At 29.9% G+C, this 21,711-nt stretch carries 20 protein-coding genes and 3 pseudogenes; 8 read left to right on the top strand and 15 right to left on the bottom strand.

What is annotated here, in order from left to right; genetic code table 11:
• Positions 1–333 precede the first annotated feature (333 nt).
• The 5 genes from P7F85_RS12915 to P7F85_RS12895 form a co-directional block, all read right to left on the bottom strand.
• Positions 334–1,299, bottom strand: a complete 966-nt coding sequence (locus tag P7F85_RS12915) for a hypothetical protein (protein ID WP_002467482.1) — start codon at positions 1,297–1,299, stop codon at positions 334–336.
• The gene (locus P7F85_RS12910; protein WP_002467478.1) at positions 1,299–1,727 is read right to left on the bottom strand and encodes a RusA family crossover junction endodeoxyribonuclease; all 429 of its coding nucleotides are present in this window, start codon (positions 1,725–1,727) and stop codon (positions 1,299–1,301) included. The genes P7F85_RS12915 and P7F85_RS12910 overlap by 1 nt, the downstream gene beginning before the upstream one ends.
• A 12-nt stretch (positions 1,728–1,739) precedes the next feature.
• Complete coding sequence (locus P7F85_RS12905; protein WP_002467475.1) at positions 1,740–2,363, bottom strand: hypothetical protein; 624 nt, start codon at positions 2,361–2,363, stop codon at positions 1,740–1,742.
• A gap of 931 nt (positions 2,364–3,294) precedes the next feature.
• Positions 3,295–3,552 carry a hypothetical protein gene (locus P7F85_RS12900; RefSeq protein WP_002467476.1) on the bottom strand — a complete coding sequence of 86 codons (258 nt, stop codon included), beginning with the start codon at positions 3,550–3,552 and terminating at the stop codon, positions 3,295–3,297.
• Positions 3,553–3,660: 108 nt separating this feature from the next.
• The gene (locus P7F85_RS12895) at positions 3,661–4,467 is read right to left on the bottom strand and encodes a ParA family protein (RefSeq protein ID WP_002467477.1); all 807 of its coding nucleotides are present in this window, start codon (positions 4,465–4,467) and stop codon (positions 3,661–3,663) included.
• A gap of 171 nt (positions 4,468–4,638) precedes the next feature.
• On the opposite strand from P7F85_RS12895, the gene P7F85_RS12890 reads away from it, so the two are divergent.
• The 4 genes from P7F85_RS12890 to P7F85_RS12875 all read left to right on the top strand — a co-directional run bounded on the left by P7F85_RS12890 (position 4,639) and on the right by P7F85_RS12875 (position 9,155).
• A complete protein-coding gene (locus tag P7F85_RS12890) occupies positions 4,639–4,860 on the top strand; it encodes an HTH domain-containing protein (RefSeq protein WP_002467481.1) in 222 nt (73 codons plus the stop codon).
• A gap of 1,978 nt (positions 4,861–6,838) precedes the next feature.
• The gene (locus P7F85_RS12885) at positions 6,839–7,087 is read left to right on the top strand and encodes an AbrB/MazE/SpoVT family DNA-binding domain-containing protein (protein WP_002467479.1); all 249 of its coding nucleotides are present in this window, start codon (positions 6,839–6,841) and stop codon (positions 7,085–7,087) included.
• Positions 7,081–7,413: a type II toxin-antitoxin system PemK/MazF family toxin gene (locus P7F85_RS12880; RefSeq protein WP_002467480.1), complete on the top strand. Its 333-nt coding sequence runs from the start codon at positions 7,081–7,083 to the stop codon at positions 7,411–7,413. The genes P7F85_RS12885 and P7F85_RS12880 overlap by 7 nt, the downstream gene beginning before the upstream one ends.
• 875 nt (positions 7,414–8,288) lie before the next feature.
• On the top strand, positions 8,289–9,155 hold the full coding sequence (locus tag P7F85_RS12875; RefSeq protein WP_058714819.1) for a replication initiation protein: 867 nt from the start codon (positions 8,289–8,291) through the stop codon (positions 9,153–9,155).
• 253 nt (positions 9,156–9,408) lie between these two features.
• Here the strand turns inward: P7F85_RS12875 and P7F85_RS12870 are convergent, their stop codons facing one another.
• From P7F85_RS12870 to P7F85_RS12855, 4 genes and pseudogenes are all read right to left on the bottom strand, one after another.
• Positions 9,409–9,954: a YdhK family protein gene (locus tag P7F85_RS12870; protein ID WP_002467532.1), complete on the bottom strand. Its 546-nt coding sequence runs from the start codon at positions 9,952–9,954 to the stop codon at positions 9,409–9,411.
• Positions 9,955–9,971: 17 nt separating this feature from the next.
• Positions 9,972–12,035 (bottom strand): heavy metal translocating P-type ATPase, encoded by a 2,064-nt coding sequence (locus tag P7F85_RS12865; protein WP_002467557.1) that lies wholly within the window; start codon positions 12,033–12,035, stop codon positions 9,972–9,974.
• Positions 12,036–12,668: 633 nt separating this feature from the next.
• A pseudogene (locus tag P7F85_RS12860) lies at positions 12,669–12,845 on the bottom strand (antibiotic biosynthesis monooxygenase family protein); the annotation flags it as partial.
• Between the two features lie 91 nt (positions 12,846–12,936).
• Positions 12,937–13,611 (bottom strand): annotated as a pseudogene (locus tag P7F85_RS12855) (IS6 family transposase).
• Between the two features lie 263 nt (positions 13,612–13,874).
• Here P7F85_RS12855 and P7F85_RS12850 point away from each other — a divergent pair.
• The 4 genes and pseudogenes from P7F85_RS12850 to P7F85_RS12835 all read left to right on the top strand — a co-directional run bounded on the left by P7F85_RS12850 (position 13,875) and on the right by P7F85_RS12835 (position 16,072).
• Positions 13,875–14,492: a CadD family cadmium resistance transporter gene (locus P7F85_RS12850; protein WP_002467537.1), complete on the top strand. Its 618-nt coding sequence runs from the start codon at positions 13,875–13,877 to the stop codon at positions 14,490–14,492.
• 18 nt (positions 14,493–14,510) lie between these two features.
• Positions 14,511–14,858: an ArsR/SmtB family transcription factor gene (locus P7F85_RS12845; RefSeq protein ID WP_002467551.1), complete on the top strand. Its 348-nt coding sequence runs from the start codon at positions 14,511–14,513 to the stop codon at positions 14,856–14,858.
• A gap of 166 nt (positions 14,859–15,024) precedes the next feature.
• Positions 15,025–15,126, top strand: a complete 102-nt coding sequence (locus P7F85_RS12840) for a type I toxin-antitoxin system Fst family toxin (protein ID WP_100206259.1) — start codon at positions 15,025–15,027, stop codon at positions 15,124–15,126.
• Between the two features lie 271 nt (positions 15,127–15,397).
• Positions 15,398–16,072 (top strand): annotated as a pseudogene (locus P7F85_RS12835) (IS6-like element IS257 family transposase).
• 80 nt (positions 16,073–16,152) lie between these two features.
• On the opposite strand, the gene P7F85_RS12830 reads toward P7F85_RS12835, so the two are convergent.
• The 6 genes from P7F85_RS12830 to P7F85_RS12805 form a co-directional block, all read right to left on the bottom strand.
• Positions 16,153–17,190, bottom strand: coding sequence for a 2,3-butanediol dehydrogenase (locus P7F85_RS12830; protein WP_447158585.1), 1,038 nt, complete (start codon positions 17,188–17,190; stop codon positions 16,153–16,155).
• A 770-nt stretch (positions 17,191–17,960) separates the two neighbouring features.
• Positions 17,961–18,053, bottom strand: a complete 93-nt coding sequence (locus P7F85_RS12825) for a type I toxin-antitoxin system Fst family toxin (RefSeq protein ID WP_001791613.1) — start codon at positions 18,051–18,053, stop codon at positions 17,961–17,963.
• A gap of 258 nt (positions 18,054–18,311) precedes the next feature.
• Complete coding sequence (locus P7F85_RS12820) at positions 18,312–19,259, bottom strand: cation diffusion facilitator family transporter (protein ID WP_050969657.1); 948 nt, start codon at positions 19,257–19,259, stop codon at positions 18,312–18,314.
• Positions 19,260–19,276: 17 nt separating this feature from the next.
• The gene (locus P7F85_RS12815) at positions 19,277–19,693 is read right to left on the bottom strand and encodes a DUF2231 domain-containing protein (protein WP_050969658.1); all 417 of its coding nucleotides are present in this window, start codon (positions 19,691–19,693) and stop codon (positions 19,277–19,279) included.
• A gap of 75 nt (positions 19,694–19,768) precedes the next feature.
• Positions 19,769–20,911, bottom strand: a complete 1,143-nt coding sequence (locus P7F85_RS12810; protein WP_058714278.1) for a sensor histidine kinase — start codon at positions 20,909–20,911, stop codon at positions 19,769–19,771.
• Positions 20,911–21,588 carry a response regulator transcription factor gene (locus tag P7F85_RS12805; protein ID WP_058714279.1) on the bottom strand — a complete coding sequence of 226 codons (678 nt, stop codon included), beginning with the start codon at positions 21,586–21,588 and terminating at the stop codon, positions 20,911–20,913. The genes P7F85_RS12810 and P7F85_RS12805 overlap by 1 nt, the downstream gene beginning before the upstream one ends.
• Positions 21,589–21,711: the final 123 nt, after the last annotated feature.

Raw genomic sequence — 21,711 nt, 5'->3', positions numbered from 1 at the left:
GAATTTTATACTCGTTCCTTTTCGGTTCACTTTAGTGAACTTATATTTATTTTATTTCTACCTCTAATTTTATATTGTTCTTTATTTGATTATATACTCTGTATATCGCTTAATTTCCTTTTAATTTTTATTATTACTGTTTACTTATCTACTTATTTAATGATATATTTAATTAGTTATACCTTTTTAAAGGTTATTGTATTTTATAGTTCGTTTTAGAGAACTTTTATTTTTATTACTTGATTATGGTTATAAATGTCTTTAAAACCTTGATATGACGGCATTATAAAAAGCACCATAATTAATATGGTGCTTGGTTGCTGCTTTTATTTTTTATCTAACTCTATCATCATGTCCGTGATAATTTACTGGTGTGCCTCCTAGTTGATAAAAACGGTCGTACATATAGCCTGAAAGCTCCTCAAACGCCGTATTTAAACGGTTAAATGCGTTTCTAGTACCGATATATTCACGGTCTTCTAATAACGCTCTTCTTGTATAAGCAACTTCTTTCGCAAACGCAACGTTTAAATCATATGATGCTGAGTTCCTATTTCTACTTTGAAAATACTCTAAACCTGCACTCTTAATAGGGTTTAAAAGGTCTAGAAGCGGTTGTGCGTCAGGTCTTAATCCTCTTTCTTCTGCAATACTAGGTCTTGCGTCTGTAAGGCTCTCAGCCTCTTGTATATAGCCACTATCTTCTAAATCGCCGATAACATTATCAACTTCTTTTTGTACGTCTTCTCCTTGCTCTAATGCTTCTCTATAGCGTACAAAGCCACTTGTATAATCACTTCTTAGCTTTTCAATCTTTTTAACAATACTCTCTGCTTTATCTTGTTTACCGTCTTCCATAGCGTCGATTAAGTCCATAAGCACATTTAACTCTTCGATTTCTATTTTTCGAACTTTCAACAATCGCCATGCTTCTCCTATGCTGTCTTCGTCTAATTCGCCGTCTAACTTTTCTCTAGCACGTTTTAATTGCTTAACCGATGGTTGATTATCTCCATCTGCTTTATCTTCTTCTATCGCCTCTATATGCTCGTCTATTCGGTCTCTTGCACTTTGTGCTACATTCTTTACGTCTGCGTCTACTTCGAGCTTATCACCTTGCTTGATTACACGTTGCTGTATCTTGCCTAGTGTATGCGATAGATTACTATATTCTTTTCTCAACACATTCATATACTCATAACGTTGCTCTAAACTGCTTAAATACGGCTCCATTAAGCCCTGTGCCTCGTCCATCATTTGTTCTATCACTAGAAACTTATCTAAATTTGTGTTCGCCATTACTCAATCCCCCTTAAAACTATCTCAGTTCTTGGATTTTCCATTTCTTGAAACTTGCCCATTGATACCAATGCTACTCGGCTGTCTTTGACTTCTAATCCTCTGAAGATGCCGTCTAATGCTGCTTTGAGCAAGTTATCTATATCAGGTGCTGTCGTCCTTGTTAGCTTTTTTATTCGCTTTTGACTTCTTGGCGCTTGTACGTAAAACATGATTTCAGCTTTCACGCCTAACTCGGTATTTATCACGTCATAAAAATCATCATTAATCGCATTATCTTTCGCTAGTTCGGCTTGTATTGCGTCTAAATAATCACTATAAGACTGGTCATAATACGTGATAGTACGTCCATCATCTAAACGTCTTGTACGAGGTCTCGGTGTCCCCATAGGTGGTAACTTGATTGTGTATCTCCATACCTTAGCCATCGCTATTCACTCCTACTTATCTTCCTGTTCTCGCTTTTGTGCGTCCCAAAATTCAGCGATTCTATCGCCTTCTGATTGCTTATAAGCTCGTTCTTTTTCTATTCGTTCTTGGCTATCTTTAGGCAAAGCTTCTATTTCTTCTTTCATCGCTTTACGCTCAGCATTATGTTTAGCGATAACTTCTGATTTGTCAGGGATTTGAGCCCGTTTATCTGTTTTGTTTTCAGTTTCTATTTCGGCTTTCTCTTTCCTTGCCGTCGGCTTACCTTGATAACCTAAATAATCCATATTCATATCTTTCGTATGTTTTTGAATGACATCAGCCTGTGCTTTTAAATCGACGTCAGATTTTTTCTTCGGTTTTTTATACTTTTCAGGGTGTTCTATAGCGTCGTTAAATAGCTCAATGACAGTGTTTAGTTGATTCAACGTGAAGATATCTCCTAACGCATAAAGTGCGTCCTTTTCTTCAGTTTTGATCTTGATTAGTTTCTTATATTTGAAGATAGCTGTTTTACCTAACTCTAAATGTTCAGCTAATAATTTCCACTGTGCGTCACTGACAAACCATTCTGCGATATTCTCACTTTTTGTTTTTGAGATACTTAATATCTTCTGTGTTTTAGTGTTAGCCATATTAAAACGCTCCTTTAATCATTAATTTTAATTATTTAACTTAATACTTATATCTTTACTTACGTCTTTATTTGCGTTCTTATTTACGTTTATAAGTAAACAACCAACTTTGCTCTATAGTTATGATTAGGGACATATATTGCTTATTTATTATCCTATTTACTATTTTACTTATTATCATATTAATATCTCTATTTACATAATTATTTATACTTATACTTACAGTTATGAATACTTCTTTACTTACATTTATATTAATAGTTCGTTTTAGTGAACTTTTAATTTAGCTTAAGTATAAATTATCTAGTTCTTTTTTGCAAATTGATTTTAAATTTAATTTATATAATAAAATATATTAATTAAAATTTAAAAATAACTAATATGTAATATTAGAGGTTTTATCCAATATCTCTTTATTGATCTCAAAAATATCATTTCATAATGACATAAAGTACATAGTTGTTAAATGTTTCATTTTTTTCTTTAATAGGTATATCATCTTTACTACCTTATTCAAAGTCACGTTTGCATTTTGTTATGTTTATATCTCTATTTTTTCTGGTAACAATCTTCTTTTATTTACTGACATTAAATTGTGTTTCTTAATAATATAAGTTGCTATTTCAATATTAAGTACTTACAAGTTTATTGATGTTCTTATTTATATATATACTTACAAGTTTATTGATGTTCTTATTTATATATATACTTACAAGTTTATTGATGTTCTTATTTATATATATACTTACAAGTTTATTGATGTTCTTATTTATATATATACTTACAAGTTTATTGATGTTCTTATTTATATATATACTTACAAGTTTATTTTTGAGTAAACACAAAAATAAACCCTATTAACAAATCAAATTCTTTGTTAATAGGGTTTTCTTAACTTTCCCTTCATTTATCTGAAATATAATATGTAAAACTAGTTTACATATAATTGTTTTATAATCTCGTTTAAAAATTCTGAAGATGATGAATAATTATTTTCTTCAACTAACTCATCTAGTTTTTTTCTAACTGAAGGCTGTAACATAAATTGATATCTCTTTTTCTTTTCTTTAATTTTATCCTTTTTAATCTCTATTTTTTTATATGATGTATTAGGTGATACTGCATTTTCTAAAGCTTTTTCTATATTATTTTCTTGATTGTTACTATCAATTTTTTTATTAAACGCCATTTTAAAACACCTTTCATAATGAATTATGTGCATAAACATACACATGTTGGTATATATACTTATGATTATGTGAGTAAAAGTTAAAGTACTCTTTTTACTTTGTACTAATCAAGCATCTTTAATAGCTTTACAACTATTTATAAATTGCTGAAAAAAACTTTTTTCCTTTAAGTATATTGTAGGTTCTTGTTTAAATGATACAATTGGCTTTTTTTCTAAAACACTGCGTGTAATTAATTCCTTATCAGGAAAATAAGTTATATAATTTTCTTGATTTTCAATGCTTTTTTTAAAATTGATTGATGATTTAGTATTATGTTTGACCATATTTCCAACGAAAAAAAGTTTAGCTGTTACATAACTTTCTCGTGTCCTAAAGTCAATTAAATCCTTCTTTAATTTATTAATACGATATGAAATGTTTGCATTCGAATCATCACTAAATCCACTTGGCTTATTAGGAGAAATTACTTTATGGCTTACAACAATTGCATTTCTTGTTGATGTACTGAAATCAGGATGTGTATCAATAATAATATAGTCATATTGACCAATATTATATTCTTCATAGTAATCATCCAGCCACATATATAATTGCATGTCTTTTCCATCTGTCGTACTCATATGCTTCTCATACTCATCTAAACGCAAAAATCCACTGATAAGATCTATATTGTTATTAATATGGTGTATCTTAACTTTTTCTTCAATATGTAGTGCATCTATTTTTTCGAATATAGATAAAACAGTATTTTTTTGATCATAAATTCCTAATATTTGAGATAAATTGCATTGATGATCAAAATCTATCATTAATACTTTGTACCCCAAGTCAGCTAAATATGCGGAAAAATTATAGGATAATGTTGTTTTTCCTACTCCACCTTTAACGGCTGCGAATGTTATTATTTCCATTTAGACACCTCCTTTTCCACCTTAACATAAACATACACACATGTATACACATATGTATGAGTATATATCGAAATTCCGCTTCTCTTTATTCATGATATAAATATATATTTTGGATTTTAACTTTAACCAATTTATAGTAATGAAATAAAAAAGAAAGAAGAGGAGAAAAAAATGGCAACTTTACCCAAAGAGGTTAGACAAAAATTGGAGTCTAATATTCATATTTATAAAGTAAATAGTAAAAACATATATTATACAGATGAATTCAAACTTAAAATTGTAGAAGAATATAATCATGGAAAAGAACCCGAAGATATATTTAGGGATGCTGGAATAGATGTAAATATTCTTTCACAATATCGTAATGAAAAACACATAGAGGGCAGATTATAGAAATGGAATAGTCAGCAAATTAATATTACTGATGATATTTCAACTACTTTAGAAAAAGAATTAAATGAAGATGCATCCGCCTTTAAACCACAAAAAGAACCATCTGAAATAGCTATATACTCTAAAATACTGTCTCAAGGAAAGCATATAATTGAAGAATTAGAAAAAATTGAAATAAGCAAACTAGATCTTACTAAAGAAAAATATCAGTCTATTATTGATCTAACAAAAGAAGGAATAATTAGAACAGTAAACAAAATATAAGCCTTTATATTTTGTTATTACTTAGTTTCAGTAATAATATATACGGTTTCCCTTTAAATAAAGTAAGACGGACAGCACACAAACATACACACCAATATATTGATGTGTATGTTTGTGTGCATCTATATTTCAATTAAAAATTATTAACTTAGATAAATCATTTTATTTCTGCAACTCAGGGTCTTATATAAAACTTGTATTATCTATTAATCATAGATTTAATTAGCACAGTCACAATATTCTGTGGATCTCCAAATAAAGCCATTTTTGGACTTTTTGTAATAACACCTCTGTTATAATCTTCTTCGTATCTTTGAGTAAATGCTCCTTTGATACTTATAAATAGATAAGTATATACTTTGGTAATCGTTTTGTTGTGTATTTTCTATTTTCGATTTACACGGATTAAGATTTCTTCAATTTCACTCTTCAAATCTTCAAGGCAATAATTTGTTCCCTAGAGTTGATTATGTTTATAGTGTTACTAAATGCATATTGTGTGAATCAGATGGATTATTCTTATTATTGTGTAATTTAATATCTACATTCTTTGACTCATTTTGTTCAACATTTATATCTTAAATTGTAGTTCCTACATTGCTCACGATTAATAGCTTGTGTTTCACTAGGGTATTAATATGTTTTAGTGTATGCTTTGATTTGATGTTCAATACATCTATGAAACGGTCATATGTGTATTTGTTGGATTTCTTTTCTTTATTATAATAATAGAATTGGTGATCCTTGATTTTAGACATATAGATGTAAAGACGTTGTTTATCCATTTTTGAAGTAAAATCAATAAGTCCCTCTTTTATTAATTCTTTTTGAATTTAGTGACCGCGTTCATACTGATATTTAACATTTGTTAAACGTATACAGTGAAAGATATCAATGAAAAGATATTCAAATATGTGGCTGAGGACATCAGAAACATCGAATCACGGTTTGAAATATATAAAATTGTCGACGGCAGAAAAAACAATATGAATTTGAATTTTAAACCCTCTCAGCCGTCTATATAAGTCCGTTAAGTATGAATTGCATGTTATGATAAATATCAAATTGCGGTGCATATCTGAAGAGTGTACTTTAGATGACTGTTGCGATGGTCATCTTTTTTATGTTCAAAATCAATAAAAAAAGCACTGTCTCCTTTACTGCATGCCAACTGACATTCAAGCTAATATTAAGTTATATTCATTAGGTAATCGAGGGATATTCTCCTCCCTTACCTCAACTATAAAATGAGGTGATAAAAATGACAAAAATTAATCGAATCAAAATCAAAATATTCTGTAACTATATGATAGGTGTTTCTGTTATCGCCTTAGCCTTATTCATAATCTTTTACTTTTAGTATTTTCTAAACGTTTCACTCATTTAATATAATTATCGAAACAATTGAAAAACTCCTAAATAGCGATTTATCTGCGTATTATATTCATCAAAAAACAGGTGTGACGGCATCAAGTATTCAACGTTTACGAAGTGGCGAACGCCAACTGAACAAATTAACGTTAGATAGTACCGAAAAATTATATTGATTTCAATTAGAGTTAGAACAAAATCAAAAAATTACGGAGAGTTTAACAATGAACACTGATGCATTGTGTCGTATATTGAATTTGAAGCAGGATAAGATAATGGTAAATCAATGTAAACATGCTATAACTTATGTAAAGACATGTAAATACTAACGGAGGCGTATTTTATGAAAACAACATATGCGAAAATATATAAAAGCGGAAATGGACAAGCAATTAGCTTAAAGAAAAATATATTACAGCAAGTAGGATTAAAAGTTGGCGATGATATAGAAGTAAAAGTCAAATCAGGACAAATTGTTTTAACCAAACCCAATTCTTTTAAAGAAAAATGGAGAGATTTTGTTGAAAGCGGTGGCAAATATGATCATAACAAGTATGATTGGGGTCAATCAGTTGGACGTGAATTATGGTAAATCTATATGATGTAATTAAATTAGATTTTAATCCAGTCATTGGTACTGAAAAAGGAAACTATCGTCCTTGTTTAGTCATAAGTGATACTGAATTTAATAAGGTTTCCGGTTTTGCTTGGGTTATTCCTATTACAAAAAGATACGATGAGCGATACCCAACAGATGTATTAGTGAAGACTAAAAATCAACATATAAATGGTTTTATCGACTGCACACAAATTAAATCTGTTGATATACATGCTCGTCCATATCGATATCTTGATATATCGACAACTGAAAAGGTAATAGAAGTAAATGATAGATTGAAAAGTTTATTAAATCTATGAAATTAAAAATGATAAGTCCTCTAATCATTATTGATGAAGGGATCATCATTTTTGTGCTTTAGATTCTCTAATGATTCGAAGTCAAAAAAATAAGCCCTCGTTTATAGGTACGAGGGCAATAATAATTGCTTCATTTATGTATTTATTAAGATGAATGCATAAATGTGGACTAGTCCAACATTAGAAAGTTATTCCCTTTCTATTTTCATGAATAAACTTTCAAATCCACCAATATAATCATAAGACTTATCTTTTTCTATAGATGTATGCTTAGGAGATACGTCTATACTTCGAGTTGATGTTTTTTATTAATCCAAACTGTACTACCTTCATGTTTTGGTTTGCTTTAACGTTTTAATCAATTTCTGTGAAGCGAAAATAATTTTAAAATCATTAATATACCTATTTTACATAAAGCTTCAATCATTATAACGTACTTTAAATTGTACAATAGTGATGTGATGATACACATATAAATAACAGTATAAGTATAAATGTATGTAACATGGTATTTACAAATCTTTTTTCATCGTGACTACTGTCTTATAAACGTCGCCCTTTTTAATATATTTTTATAAATATTTTTAAAACCTTTTTAGGGATTGTTTTATACCTAGAGAGACAATGGATTCAAGGTATTAGAGGGAGTAGTTTTGCCACATAAAAGGAGTAGTTTTGCCACATAAAAGGAGTGTTTTTGCCACATAAAAGGAGTGTTTTTGCCACATAAAGGGAGTAGTTTAAATATAATCACTCCTTTTATTCATTGACGCCGCTATAAAAGTGTTTTATGCTTATATTCAATTGGTATAAAGGAGTATTCATTTTTTTAGTACTCCTTTATATGATGTAGTTAATGATGGAGTGATAATAAAATGTCTGGTGAAACAGTTGTATATAAAAACGATCTAAACCTCGTCCCATTAAGAAAATTTACAAGCATAGAAATTAATTTGTTTTTTGCGATGTGCAATAAGTTAAAAGAACAAGACACCTACACGTTACATCTGACTTTTGATGAATTAAAAGAATTAAGTAATTATAATCCTAAAACACGTAATATTAGTAGATTTGTGAAAGATTTGGATGATGTATATAAAAAAATGTTGGAATTAACAATTAAGTATGAAGATGACGATATCATAGAGCGCTTTGTGTTGTTTAATCATTATAGAATTCATAAAAAGGAACAATATTTAGAGATTTCAACATCTCCTAATCTAAAGCATATACTTAATTCAATTACGAATAATTTTACAAAATTTGAACTAGAAGAAATGACGACGCTTAAATCAACGTATTCTAAAAACATGTTTAGAATACTTAAGCAGTTTAAACATACAGGTTATTTAAAAATAAAAATAAATGATTTTAGAGAGCGATTAGATATTCCAACATCGTATAGAATGACCGATATTAATAAGAATGTATTAAAACCTATTATTAACGAACTCAGTTATATTTTTAAAGCATTAAAGATACATAAAGTTAGAGCAAAAAAGGGACGAAAAATAGAGTATCTGGAATTTATATTCGAACCTGAAAATCGTATTTATAATAAAAAGTACGCTAAAAGTAAAAATACAGTCGATTCAAGACAATATATTAGTAGAGAAAAAACACCACAATGGTTAGAAGAACGTTCTTATGAAAAAACACCTATCTCAGAGGAACATGATCCTGAACTTGAGAAAGAGCGTGAAGCTTTCTTAAAGCAACTACAAATTGATTGGGATGAGTAACATTTATGATAGCGACTGTAGAGCTATACAATGTGTTAAAGGTGTGGCGCTTTTATGGGCTATCTATGATTAGTCAATGGTAAAAGTAAAAGAGGTAAATTGATTTTGCATCTTTCTGTCAAAGTTATCGAATAAATGCATACGCAATCGCAACGATAAAAAAATATTCTCCTTAATCAATAATTTAAATAACTTATTATTGTTAAGGAGAATATTTTTTTATCTATTTATTTCTCAATTTAGAACTAGATTTTTAGCGTGCTTCCAGTTCATTTCCTGTCATCCATTTATGATTTTTAATGATTTTACCATTATCTTTGGATTTGTAATCAACCACGTAAACAGTAGTCTTTTTCACGTTATCTATATTGGCTGTAGCACCTTTCATACCAGACATATGACTTGCTTCTAATTTAACAGTATCGCCCTTATTAAATCCATCTTTAGGTGCATCTTTGATCTCTTCGTTTACGACCCATTTATGATTGTTTACTTTTTCATTTCCATTTGTGGGTTTATAACTTACAACATAGGCATATGTTTTATACGCACCTTTTACAGTAGCTTCTGCACCTTTCATACCTGGCATATGCCCTGCTGTAATCGTTACTTTATCTCCCGCTTTAAATTCACCTTCATTAGTCGATGTCATATCTTCAGGAACTTTACTTTCATCATTATGCTTCATATGGGTCTCACTTTTTTGATCTTTAGTATCTTTATCTTTTTCATCATTATTGGAGCAAGCTGATAATATTAGTAATGACCCTAATATCATAAAAAATAATTTTTTAATCATAATAAAACTCCTATTTTTTATTTTAATTTTAATGTAAAAGCATTAATTGCAACGATAATCGTACTTAATGACATTAAAATAGCACCTATTGCAGGTGATAAAATCAAGCCGATAAATGCTAAAATACCAGCTGCTAAAGGTACAGCAACAATATTATAACCTGCACCCCACCATAAGTTTTGCACCATTTTTCTCATAGTATTATTTGAAAGAGTCAAGAAATGAATGATATCTGATGGATTACTTTTAACAAGTATGATATCACCTGAATCCACTGCAACATCTGTGCCTGCACCAATTGCTATACCAATATCGGCTCTTATAAGACTCGGCGCATCGTTGATACCGTCTCCGACCATCATGACTTTATTACCGTCACTTTGATAATCTTTTATAATGCTTTCCTTATCTTCTGGCATGAGTTGTGCGTGAACATCACTAATACCTAATTCTTTTGCGACAGCGTGTGCCACTTCATTATTGTCACCTGTAAGCATGACTGGTGTAATATTTCTTGATAGTAAATCAGCTACCATTTGTTTTGAGCTTTCTTTAATTTGATCTCCTTGAGCAATCATGCCAATGACTTGTTGATCCTCAATTAAATAACTGATTGAATTACCTTGTTGAGCTAATTTAGTAAACAAGTCATCGTCATAATTAAGTTTATGTTTATCAAGATAAGAGACATTTGTTATTTTATATGTTTTATTATCAATTAGACCTTCTAATCCGACACCTGGAATATTATTAACGTCTTGTGGATTAGTAAATGAAACATTTTTACTTTTCGCAAAATCAACAATACTTATAGCTAATGGGTGATTAGATTGACTTTCTAATGAGGCGAAAAGGCTTAATATTGTATCATTACTCAAATCATTTTTAAAGCTCTCATAATGATTCACAGAAAAGTTACCCTCAGTTAAAGTACCAGTTTTATCCATCATTACATAATCGATATGTTGAGCTATTTCTACAGACTCTCTATTTTTAATAATTAAACCATTATGTGCACCAATTGAAGTAGAACGTGCAGTGACTAAAGGTATTGCCAAGCCTAAAGCATGTGGACAAGCAATGACTAACACAGTTACAAGACGTTCTAATGCAAAATCAACATCATTTTGAATGAGCATCCAGACAATAAAAGAAATCACGCCAACACTTACAGCAAAGTAGAATAAATAACCCGCTACTTTATCAGATAACAATTCAGCACTAGATTTATCATTTTGTGCTTGATTAACAAGTCCCATAACTTGAGAAAGATATCCATCTTCTCCAACAGCTGTAACCTTGACTTGTATTGTTCCAGACCCATTAATAGAACCCCCGATGACGTTGTCATTTTGATTTTTTTGTACTTTTTTAGATTCTCCAGTGACTAGGGATTCATCTATAGATGTTTGTCCTTGAACGATAATACCATCTGTTGGAATGCTTTCTCCGGCTTTTACTTCGACGATATCATCAGTCATGATGTCTGATATTTTAACTTCTTCGCGTTGGCCATTATCCATAACTTTAATAGCACTATTAGGTAATAGTTCTGCCATTTTCTTTAAAGCATCTCCAGCATTTCCGACAGCATTCATTTCTATCCAATGTCCTAATAGCATAATTAAAATTAAGGTTGCTAATTCCCAAAAAAAGTCCATTGTATGACCAGTTGCACTACTAAAGTTATTCATATAAAAAGCATACAAGCTATAAATATAAGCTACTGAAATACCTAGAGCAACTAAGGTCATCATGCCTGGTTTTTTTGTAGCAATTTCATCTTTACCACCAGACAAGAACGGTTTACCACCATAAAAGAATAAAATTGTACTTAATATTAACACTACCCATTCAGAACCTGGAAATGTGAATTGAAAAGGTAAGTTAACACCCATCAATGGCGATAAAAGAATGATAGGTATTGCAAAAATTAATGAAACAAAAAACTTAACTTTAAAATTTCCATGATGATGTGCATGGCCACTATGATGATGATGTGAGGCATGGTTATCATGATGCATTTGATTAGAGTGATTCATGTGATTTTGGTGATTATGCGCTTCACCATTATTATTCAAATTAACCCCTCCTAATGAAAATGTTATAGTAAAGCTACTTATAATATAACATATACCCCTATGAGGTATAAATAGTTTCGATTTATCTCCATTTATGGATTTATTTATATCATTCTGAAAATGATGTCTACACGTCCTACATTAGACCTTGTCATCGATGTTTAAAATAAGGTTTTAATTAAAAAATCTCATCTGAATTATCGCATGACAATACACTCTGACCAAGGTTAGCATTATCAACACAAGTCATATATTAATATGCTTAAAGAAAATAACACATTTCAAAGTAGGTCTAGAAAAGCAAATTGTCTAGATCATTATTTAAAGAAGCCAGTAAATGAATTCATAATAAACTCATTTACTGGCTATTTTTCTAGTATTTATATTCAGTCTTTTCAAACTATATTAATCATTTTTTAATTCTTAAATTTTACGCCACAATAGCTGCATTTTATTAAAGATACTATATATTCAATCAATTTCAGAGTGAGTTATATACAACCTCATTTATAGTATGAGTCTGCTTATCAGTGATTTTGCTAAAAATTTTATATCGCTTAAAAAATAGGCAAGTTAGTATTTAAATAACTCGCCTATATGTTTTCAGAAATATCATTTAATTCAAAAATTATGTTATTTAAATTCTAAACTAATATTAAATGATAGGTTTCTGTTTACAATAGATTTATCAGCACCTTGTTTGGTTCCTCTATTTTTATGGGATGTTTTATATTCCTGAGACTCTTGCCAATGTTTGTAAGCTGCTTCGTCTTGCCAAAACGTAATGATAACATGATGTTCATGTGTACTATGTGGCTTTAGAAATAATAGATTTTCAAAGGTTCTGTTGCAAAGTCAGAAAAAATATAACTAATTATCATTTTAACATGGTAGTATTCCCTTAACTGGCCAACATGTGATTAATTTCGTAGCACGGCGAAAATCCGTAGATCTGAAGAGACCTACGGTTCTTTTTATATAGACCATAAATACATTCAATACCTTTGAGTGTATTCTTTGCCGTATTGACGCTTTGATATCTCGTCTTTCTCACTTTAATATGACGGTGATCCTGCTCAATGAGGTTATTAAGATATTTAGATGTACAATGACAGTCGGGATTAAGTTTAAAATCTTTAATCAACTTAGACATTGCCACCTTCGTCGAAGGTGCCTGGTCTGTAATTATCATTTGAGGTTTACCAAATTGTTTAATAAGTCGCTTAATAAACGCATATGCTGAATGATTATCTCGTTTCTTACGTAACCAAATATCCAATGTATGACCATCTGCATCAATGGCACGATATAAATAGCACCATTTTCCTTTTATTTTAATGTATGTCTCATCAACGCGCCATTTATAATAAGCTTTTTTATGCTTTTTCTTTCAAATTTGATACAAAATAGGAGCATATTCTTGAACCCAACGGTAGATCGTTGAATGATGAACGTTAACGCCGCGTTCTCTTAGTATTTCAGATATATCACGATAACTAAGCGCGTATCTTAAGTAATAGCCAACGGCTACAGTTATTACATCTTTATTAAATTGCTTATATCTAAAATAATTCATAGAGAACGCTCCTTTTTTGTTAAAATTATACTATAAAATTAACTTTGCAACAGAACCGGAGTGAACATATTGATTCCATATTATCTTTGGTTTAAAGAAAACATTTAAAATTCATGATTATATGCCAACCATTCGACTATTTTTTGAGTTTGTTAAAAGTTCCGAGGCTCAACGTCAATAAAGCAATTGGAATAAAGCACCTATGATTATTAAAAAAAATAAGTTATAATATATTCAAAAATATTTTTGAATGAGGTGTAATTATGATTCAGACTATTGTAACTGCTGCTATTCTTTATATTGTGACAGCATTAGACTTATTAGTGATTTTATTAATGTTCTTTGCTAGAGCAAAGACTAGGAAAGAATATCGAGATATTTATATTGGTCAATATGTAGGATCTGTGGCATTGATTGTCATAAGTTTATTCTTTGCCTTTGTCTTAAATTATGTTCCTGAAAAATGGATATTAGGATTATTAGGGTTAATACCGATTTATTTAGGAATTAAAGTGGCTATTTATGGTGATAGTGACGGAGAAGAGAGAGCTAAAAAAGAATTGAATGAAAAAGGATTGTCTAAACTAGTTGGTACGATTGCAATTATTACGATAGCAAGTTGTGGCGCTGATAATATTGGTGTATTTGTTCCCTATTTTGTGACATTAAGTGTTACTAATTTATTAATTACTTTGTTTGTCTTTTTAATTTTAATTTTCTTCTTGGTATTTACTGCACAAAAATTAGCTAATATTCCAGGAGTTGGAGAAATTGTTGAGAAATTTGGTCGTTGGATTATGGCTGTTATTTATATAGCTTTAGGTTTATTTATCATTATAGAAAATGACACTATTCAAACAATTTTAGGATTTATATTTTAATTTAGGGTGTGATTTTATATGAGCTATAAAAATGCTTGTGATGTGATCTGTGTACATGAGGATAAAGTTAACAATGCCTTAAGTTTTTTAGAAGATGATAAATCTAAGAAATTACTTAACATTTTAGAAAAGATTTGTGATGAGAAGAAATTGAAAATTATATTATCTTTGATTAAAGAAGATGAGTTGTGTGTTTGTGATATTTCTTTGATATTGAAAATGAGTGTTGCTTCAACTTCACATCATTTAAGACTTTTATATAAAAATGATGTGCTTGATTTTTATAAAAAGGGAAAGATGGCATATTATTTTATTAAAGACGATGAAATAAGAGAGTTTTTCTCTAAAAATCAGGAGGGTTTTTGAAACGAGTGAAACGAGTTTCTTCTTGTCTTGATACTATAAAATAAGCAAAGATATAACATAAAATGACTTATCGGGAGTTATCTACTATCGAATATTCAGAGATGATATAATATATGAGTCGCTTAACTCTCAGGCGTCAATCTAGACGTAGAGAGGAGGTGTAATTATGCTTGATAACTTTGTTCACATCATGACCACAGCAACGAGTGGTTGTATCGTCGCATTATTTGCGCATTGGCTACGCAATCGCAACGATAGGAAAAAATAGGCGACTATAGTCACACCTAAAAATCCCCTCACTACTTCCGATAGTGAGGGGATTGGTGTATTATGCTTAATAACTTTGTTAATTAGATTATAACACTGGTTAGTAGAGGAATGCAAAAATGTATATAATAAATATTTTATCATGATTCAAAGTATTCGTTATTTCTATAAATATTAGAATTATGACTTAATGTCTAAATTGTTCTAAATATTATTGGTTCTGTTGCAAAGTTGAATTTATAGTATAATTTTAACAAAAAGGAGTCTTCTGTATGAACTATTTCAGATATAAACAATTTAACAAGGATGTTATCACTGTAGCCGTTGGCTACTATCTAAGATATGCATTGAGTTATCGTGATATATCTGAAATATTAAGGGAACGTGGTGTAAACGTTCATCATTCAACGGTCTACCGTTGGGTTCAAGAATATGCCCCAATTTTGTATCAAATTTGGAAGAAAAAGCATAAAAAAGCTTATTACAAATGGCGTATTGATGAGACGTACATCAAAATAAAAGGAAAATGGAGCTATTTATATCGTGCCATTGATGCAGAGGGACATACATTAGATATTTGGTTGCGTAAGCAACGAGATAATCATTCAGCATATGCGTTTATCAAACGTCTCATTAAACAATTTGGTAAACCTCAAAAGGTAATTACAGATCAGGCACCTTAAACGAAGGTAGCAATGGCTAAAGTAATTAAAGCTTTTAAACTTAAACCTGACTGTCATTGTACATCGAAATATCTGAATAACCTCATTGAGCAAGATCACCGTCATATTAAAGTAAGAAAGACAAGGTATCAAAGTATCAATACAGCAAAGAATACTTTAAAAGGTATTGAATGTATTTACGCTCTATATAAAAAGAACCGCAGGTCTCTTCAGATCTACGGATTTTCGCCATGCCACGAAATTAGCATCATGCTAGCAAGTTAAGCGAACACTGACATGATAAATTAGTGGTTAGCTATATTTTTTTACTTTGCAACAGAACCTGAAAAATGATATATCCTATATTATAATTTAATTAATATTTTTGCTTGAGATTTATCATTTACAAGTTGTTCAAATCCTGATTCTACGATATTTTCTAACTCAATTTCATCAGTAACTACATCTTTAACGTTTAAATTACCTTCGTTGATTAAGTCAATTGTTTGTTGGAATGTAGTAGGTGTGTATGCAATTGTAGAAGTAAGTTTTACTCCTGTATTAGTTAATTGCATTGGATTCCACTCGATAGGATGACCAAAAATAGAAACGATAACAACTGTACCTCTTGCTTTTGTAACATCTATAGAAGATTTAAGTGTTGGTGCTACACCAGCCACTTCAAAAGATACATCTACACCATTTTCTGTATACTTATTAATAACATCAACTGGATCTGTCTTACCAGAGTTTATAGCATGAGTTGCGCCTAGTGCTTTAGCTTTACTTAGTCTTTCTTCTGATAAATCGAAAACAAATATTTTACTTGCACCAGCTGCTTTGGCTGCTACGACTGTTAATAATCCAATTGGTCCTGCACCAAAAATAGCTACAGTATCACCAAATAGAACTTCACCTTCTTTAATTGCTTGAACTGCAACGGCTGTTGGTTCGACAAGCGCACCTTCTTTATCAGAAACATTATCTGGTAGTTTATAAACATTTTCTTCCGGCGCATTTGTAAACTCTGCAAATCCACCATCAGAACCTAAGCCTATAAATGAATAACCATCATAAAGGTCAATATTTTCTTCTTTTTCACGTTTTGAAACTGTAGGGTTAACTACAACTCGATCGCCTTTATTAAATTTTGTAACTTGGGAACCAGTTTCTTCTACCACACCTGCAAATTCATGACCCAATGTAACTGGCGATTTTTGACCTAAGAATGGATCTGGCTTTTCTGTTGAAATAAATATAGGGCCTTCTAAGTATTCATGTAAATCTGTACCACAAATGCCAGCCCAAGATACTTTAACCTTAACTTCATTGTCCTGTAATTCTTTAGGTTCACGTTCTTCAACTCTTACATCTTTTTGACCATACCAAACTGCTGCTTTCATAGCTAACACTCCTTAGTTTAGTTACTTCTAAATCAACTAACCTTTTAATACAATGTTCTAAATTACTTTACAATTCGAGTTTACTCTAAAAGTTCATTTTTTAAAAGTCTTTCAAATAAAAACTAATATTTATAATTTTTCACTATCTGTTTCTTCTAAATATAAAAGTCATTCATTCGTATATATTCCCTGTCCAAAGTATGCAGCAAATATAACTATTTAAAATTAGCGATTGGGGGGCAGTGTTAATAGAATATAGACAATATGGTATTTATACCAATAGTATCAAGTACTAGTAACAGAGCATACACGTAAAAATTTTTCTAATTTCAATACACAAGCTAAAACTTTAAATATGAGTTTAGCAAGAAAAATCAGAAACACTGAACAATTTTAAGCATCAGAAGGTTTTACGCTTTTTATTTTAAATGCAAAGTAAGTGTTATTCATATAAAAATTAATAAATAATATAATTTATAATTAAACGCTAGTGTGTTTTTTATTATCCTCCCTGACGATCTAACACATGACTACTTTTGTACACATCAAAAATCTGTATATTTAAATAATATTATAAGTTTTTTATAAAAAACTATTGTTTGAAGTTTTATAATATACTCTCTTTTAGTTAGATATGAATTTTGCATTTCTCTACTAACCAGTGTTATAATGTATATAACGAAAATGATTAACAAATAATGCACCAATCCCCACACTACTGCAATAGTGTGGGGATTTTTTCGATGCTGGCTTATAGAGTCGCCTATTAATTATTTGTTGCGTTTACTAAGCCAATAAGTATAATACGCAACAGCACAGCCACTGATGACTGGTGCTATGATGTGAACGAAAATGATTAGCAAAGTAATGCACCTCCTCTCTTCGTCAATTGACGCCTGAGAGTTAAGCGACTCATATATTATATCATCTCTGAATATTCGATAGTAGATAACTCCCGATAAGTGACGTTATGTCTATATAACCTCTCTAAAAATTTTTAAAGAATATTTTTAGGTTACATAATAGGGCGTTATCAGTATTAGATAAACATTTTTTGTAGTAAACTTTTTTTACGTTGTTTTAAAATTTCCATTTCCGTTGTTTAATTATCAATCAAATTATTAATTTTTTATATTTTCTTTAACCTTTTCAAAATAAGGTTCATTAAGATGATTAATATCTAAATGTTCTATTTGTATTGTGGTATGTGATATTCCATATTTTTCTTTTAATAAATCTTCTATTTCATTTATAACCACAAAAGCATCTATACTACTTCTACTATCTAGAATAACATGTGCACTTAAAGAATATTGATCTGTTGTAATTTCCCATAAATGGAATTCATGCACATCGATAACGTCAGGAATGGATTTTATTGCTTCTATAACATTGTCTGTATCTAATTCTTGTGGTACAGCTTCCATCAACACCATCCAAGCATTACGCATAATTTTATAACCACCCCTAAAAATAATGATTGAAATGGCCATACTTAAAATAGGATCGAATAATTGTATACCTGTGAAATGTATTAGTAACACTGCTAAAATGACACCTACTGAATTTAATAAATCTCCAACAAAATGCCATAATGCACTTTGTACATTGATATTCTGTTCATTCTTTAAAGAACGCATTAATATAACTGTCAACACAATATTTACAATTAAACCAATTATTGCTATGACAAGCATTAACCCACTTTCAACTTGCTTAGGATAAACTATACGTATGATCGCCTCGTAAAAAATACCAATAGAAATTACTGATAGTGCTAAACCATTTAAGAATGCTGCTAATATTTCGAAACGTAAGTAACCATAAGTAAAACGTGCTGTTGGTTTACGACTTGCAAAGTAAATAGCCAGCATTGATAATCCGAGCGCAAGTACGTCACTTAACATGTGAAAGGAATCTGACAATAAAGCTAAAGAGTTGGATAATATTCCTCCTGTAAATTCTACAATTGTAAAAAATAAAGTGATTAATAACGTTGCCCATAGTGTTACTTTAGATTGTTTTTGGACTTTACTGTGTTCTACATGGTGAAAGTATGTTTGTTTCATATACCTATTCCTCCTTTTTATTTTCCATAAGTGATATTTGCACCTAAATGACCAGCAATAATAAGTATTACAAATCCGATAATCGTCAATACAACTGTCGCACCTGTACATAATTTTTTATATTTTATAAACCACATACTACCTATTTGGGTTGATGTTGCAAACCCATATGTTATAAGTGAAGCTAAGGCGAATGTTTCATGTAAATGTACTAATTTTTCAACATGTTGCATCCCATAATGTTGGATAGCAAATGCCTCACCACTGTCTCCAAGCATGTAACTTATAATTCCCAATACCATACCTGTAGTAAGGAGTATGGTTAATGTTATAGATAAATTAATTTTCTTCAAAAACAAATGTAGAATAGAGATAATAGTTGCTAATGACAATAATGCAATTGGAAAGTGAATAAATAATGGATGTAATGGCATGTTGTTCAGCTCCTCTAATTTCTTTTTCTTAATGATTTAAATATAGAGGATGAAACTGAAATGAAACTGAAATTTTTATAATTTTATAATAAAAGTTGTACCTTGTCTTACTATAGACTTTACTTCAATAGTTCCATGATATTGCTTAACAATATTATATAAAAGTGCTAATCCAATACCTGAACCTTTCTGATTTTGATTAACCTGATAAAAACGTTTAAAAATATGTTGTTGTTCCTGTTCTGGAATACCAATACCATTATCTGATACTTCTATTTGTAATCCATTAAAATTCTTGAATGCACTAACACTCACTTTAGTATTATCAGTGTTATGACGATAAGCATTTTCCACTAAAATATTAATAATTTGCTTAGCATGTAATGAATGTATAGTAAATATTAAGTGTGACTTATAGCGTGTTTCTATCGTTGATTGATAGACATGCTCAGCCGTTCGAATTACTTCATCAAAACTTTTAGAAACATTGATAGGTACTACTTCATTTTTCACATTAGTATCAATTAACATAGATTCGATGAGTTGTTGCATATATTGTGCTTCCGTTTTCATTTGTTGCAACGTTTGCTTACTTTCCATGCTTATATTATGACCTTCAATCATTTCTAAATATTGTGTACTCAATAAAAAAGAAGCTATTGGTGTTTTCATTTCATGAGATGCATTTTGCACAAACAGTTGTTGCTCATTCATTAGTTGTTCATAAGCTTTTACTGATTGTCGAGCTAAATAATATGCCAGCATTACCATTAATATAAACGCAAAAACAAATCCAATCGTTAGTACGTTAACTAACACTTGCTTCGTTTCATAGAAATCCTTAACATTTGCCAAACTATATAATATTCGCTGATTTGAAATTACTTTTTTCCTAACATCGAAAATACCTTTATTACTTTTATCAATATTATTTTTTTCTTTTCTAATAAATTTTTTTTGAAGCTCTCTTATAGAGAAAGGAGTATGATTACTTATAACCTTATGCTTTTTTACAATAAAATAATCGTGCCCTTGATTCACATTGTCATGCTGTTCTATGGCATGTTTTATACTGGTTATTTGATTTTCTGCTGTTTCATTAATTTCTTTATTGATGTTAAAATTAAATATAAAAATAATAAAAACGAATAATACAATCAACAATAAGGTTAATAATGCTACATACTTAATAAAACTTTTTCCAAAATGTTTTTTCACTAATCACTCACTTCCAATTTATATCCAATATTACGTATATTTTTAATTTTTAGAGAAGCTCTTATTGCTTTTAATTTACTTCTAAGTAGTTTAACTAATACATCTACATTATTACTTGTTACTACTTGATCAATATTCCAAATTTTTTCAATAATTAAATTTCTTGGTACTACTTCATACAAAAATAATAATTCTAATAATTGATATTCTTTTAGTGTTAAGTCAATAATTCTCTGGTTAATGGTAAATTGATGCTGATTATAGTGATATGTTATATTTCCTATCTTTTTAGTATTTTGTTGCATAGTTTGTGTCCTAGAGAAACGTTTAACGTTTGCCAGTATACGTGCTTCTAATTCTTCAAATTCAAATGGTTTTGTTAAATAATCATCCGCACCTATATTTAACCCTGAAACTTTATCAGCAGTCTGTGATTTAGCGGTTAACATAATAATGGGAATATTTATATTTTTATCTCGTATTTCTTTAATAATTTCAAGTCCGCTACGCTTAGGTAACATCCAATCCACTAATAAAATATCATAAGAAGTATCTGATAAGTATTCCATTACTTCAATACCATTTCTAAGCCAATGCACTTGATATTTTTTTAGCCTTAACATTTTTTGGATTAGCTCCCCTATAAATATATTATCTTCAATTAAAAGGATTTTCATATTATCTCTTCCCAATCATTATTATTTTTTCTATTTTGCATTTCTCTACACTATGATGTTATAATACAATTAACGAATAGAAAGTCCATAGATATACACCGAGCCCCAACCTATTGCCGTAGG

This window comes from Staphylococcus sp. aM (assembly GCF_052975125.1).
Note: the sequence above shows the minus strand (reverse complement) of the source record. Positions and strands in the feature narration are given on the sequence as shown.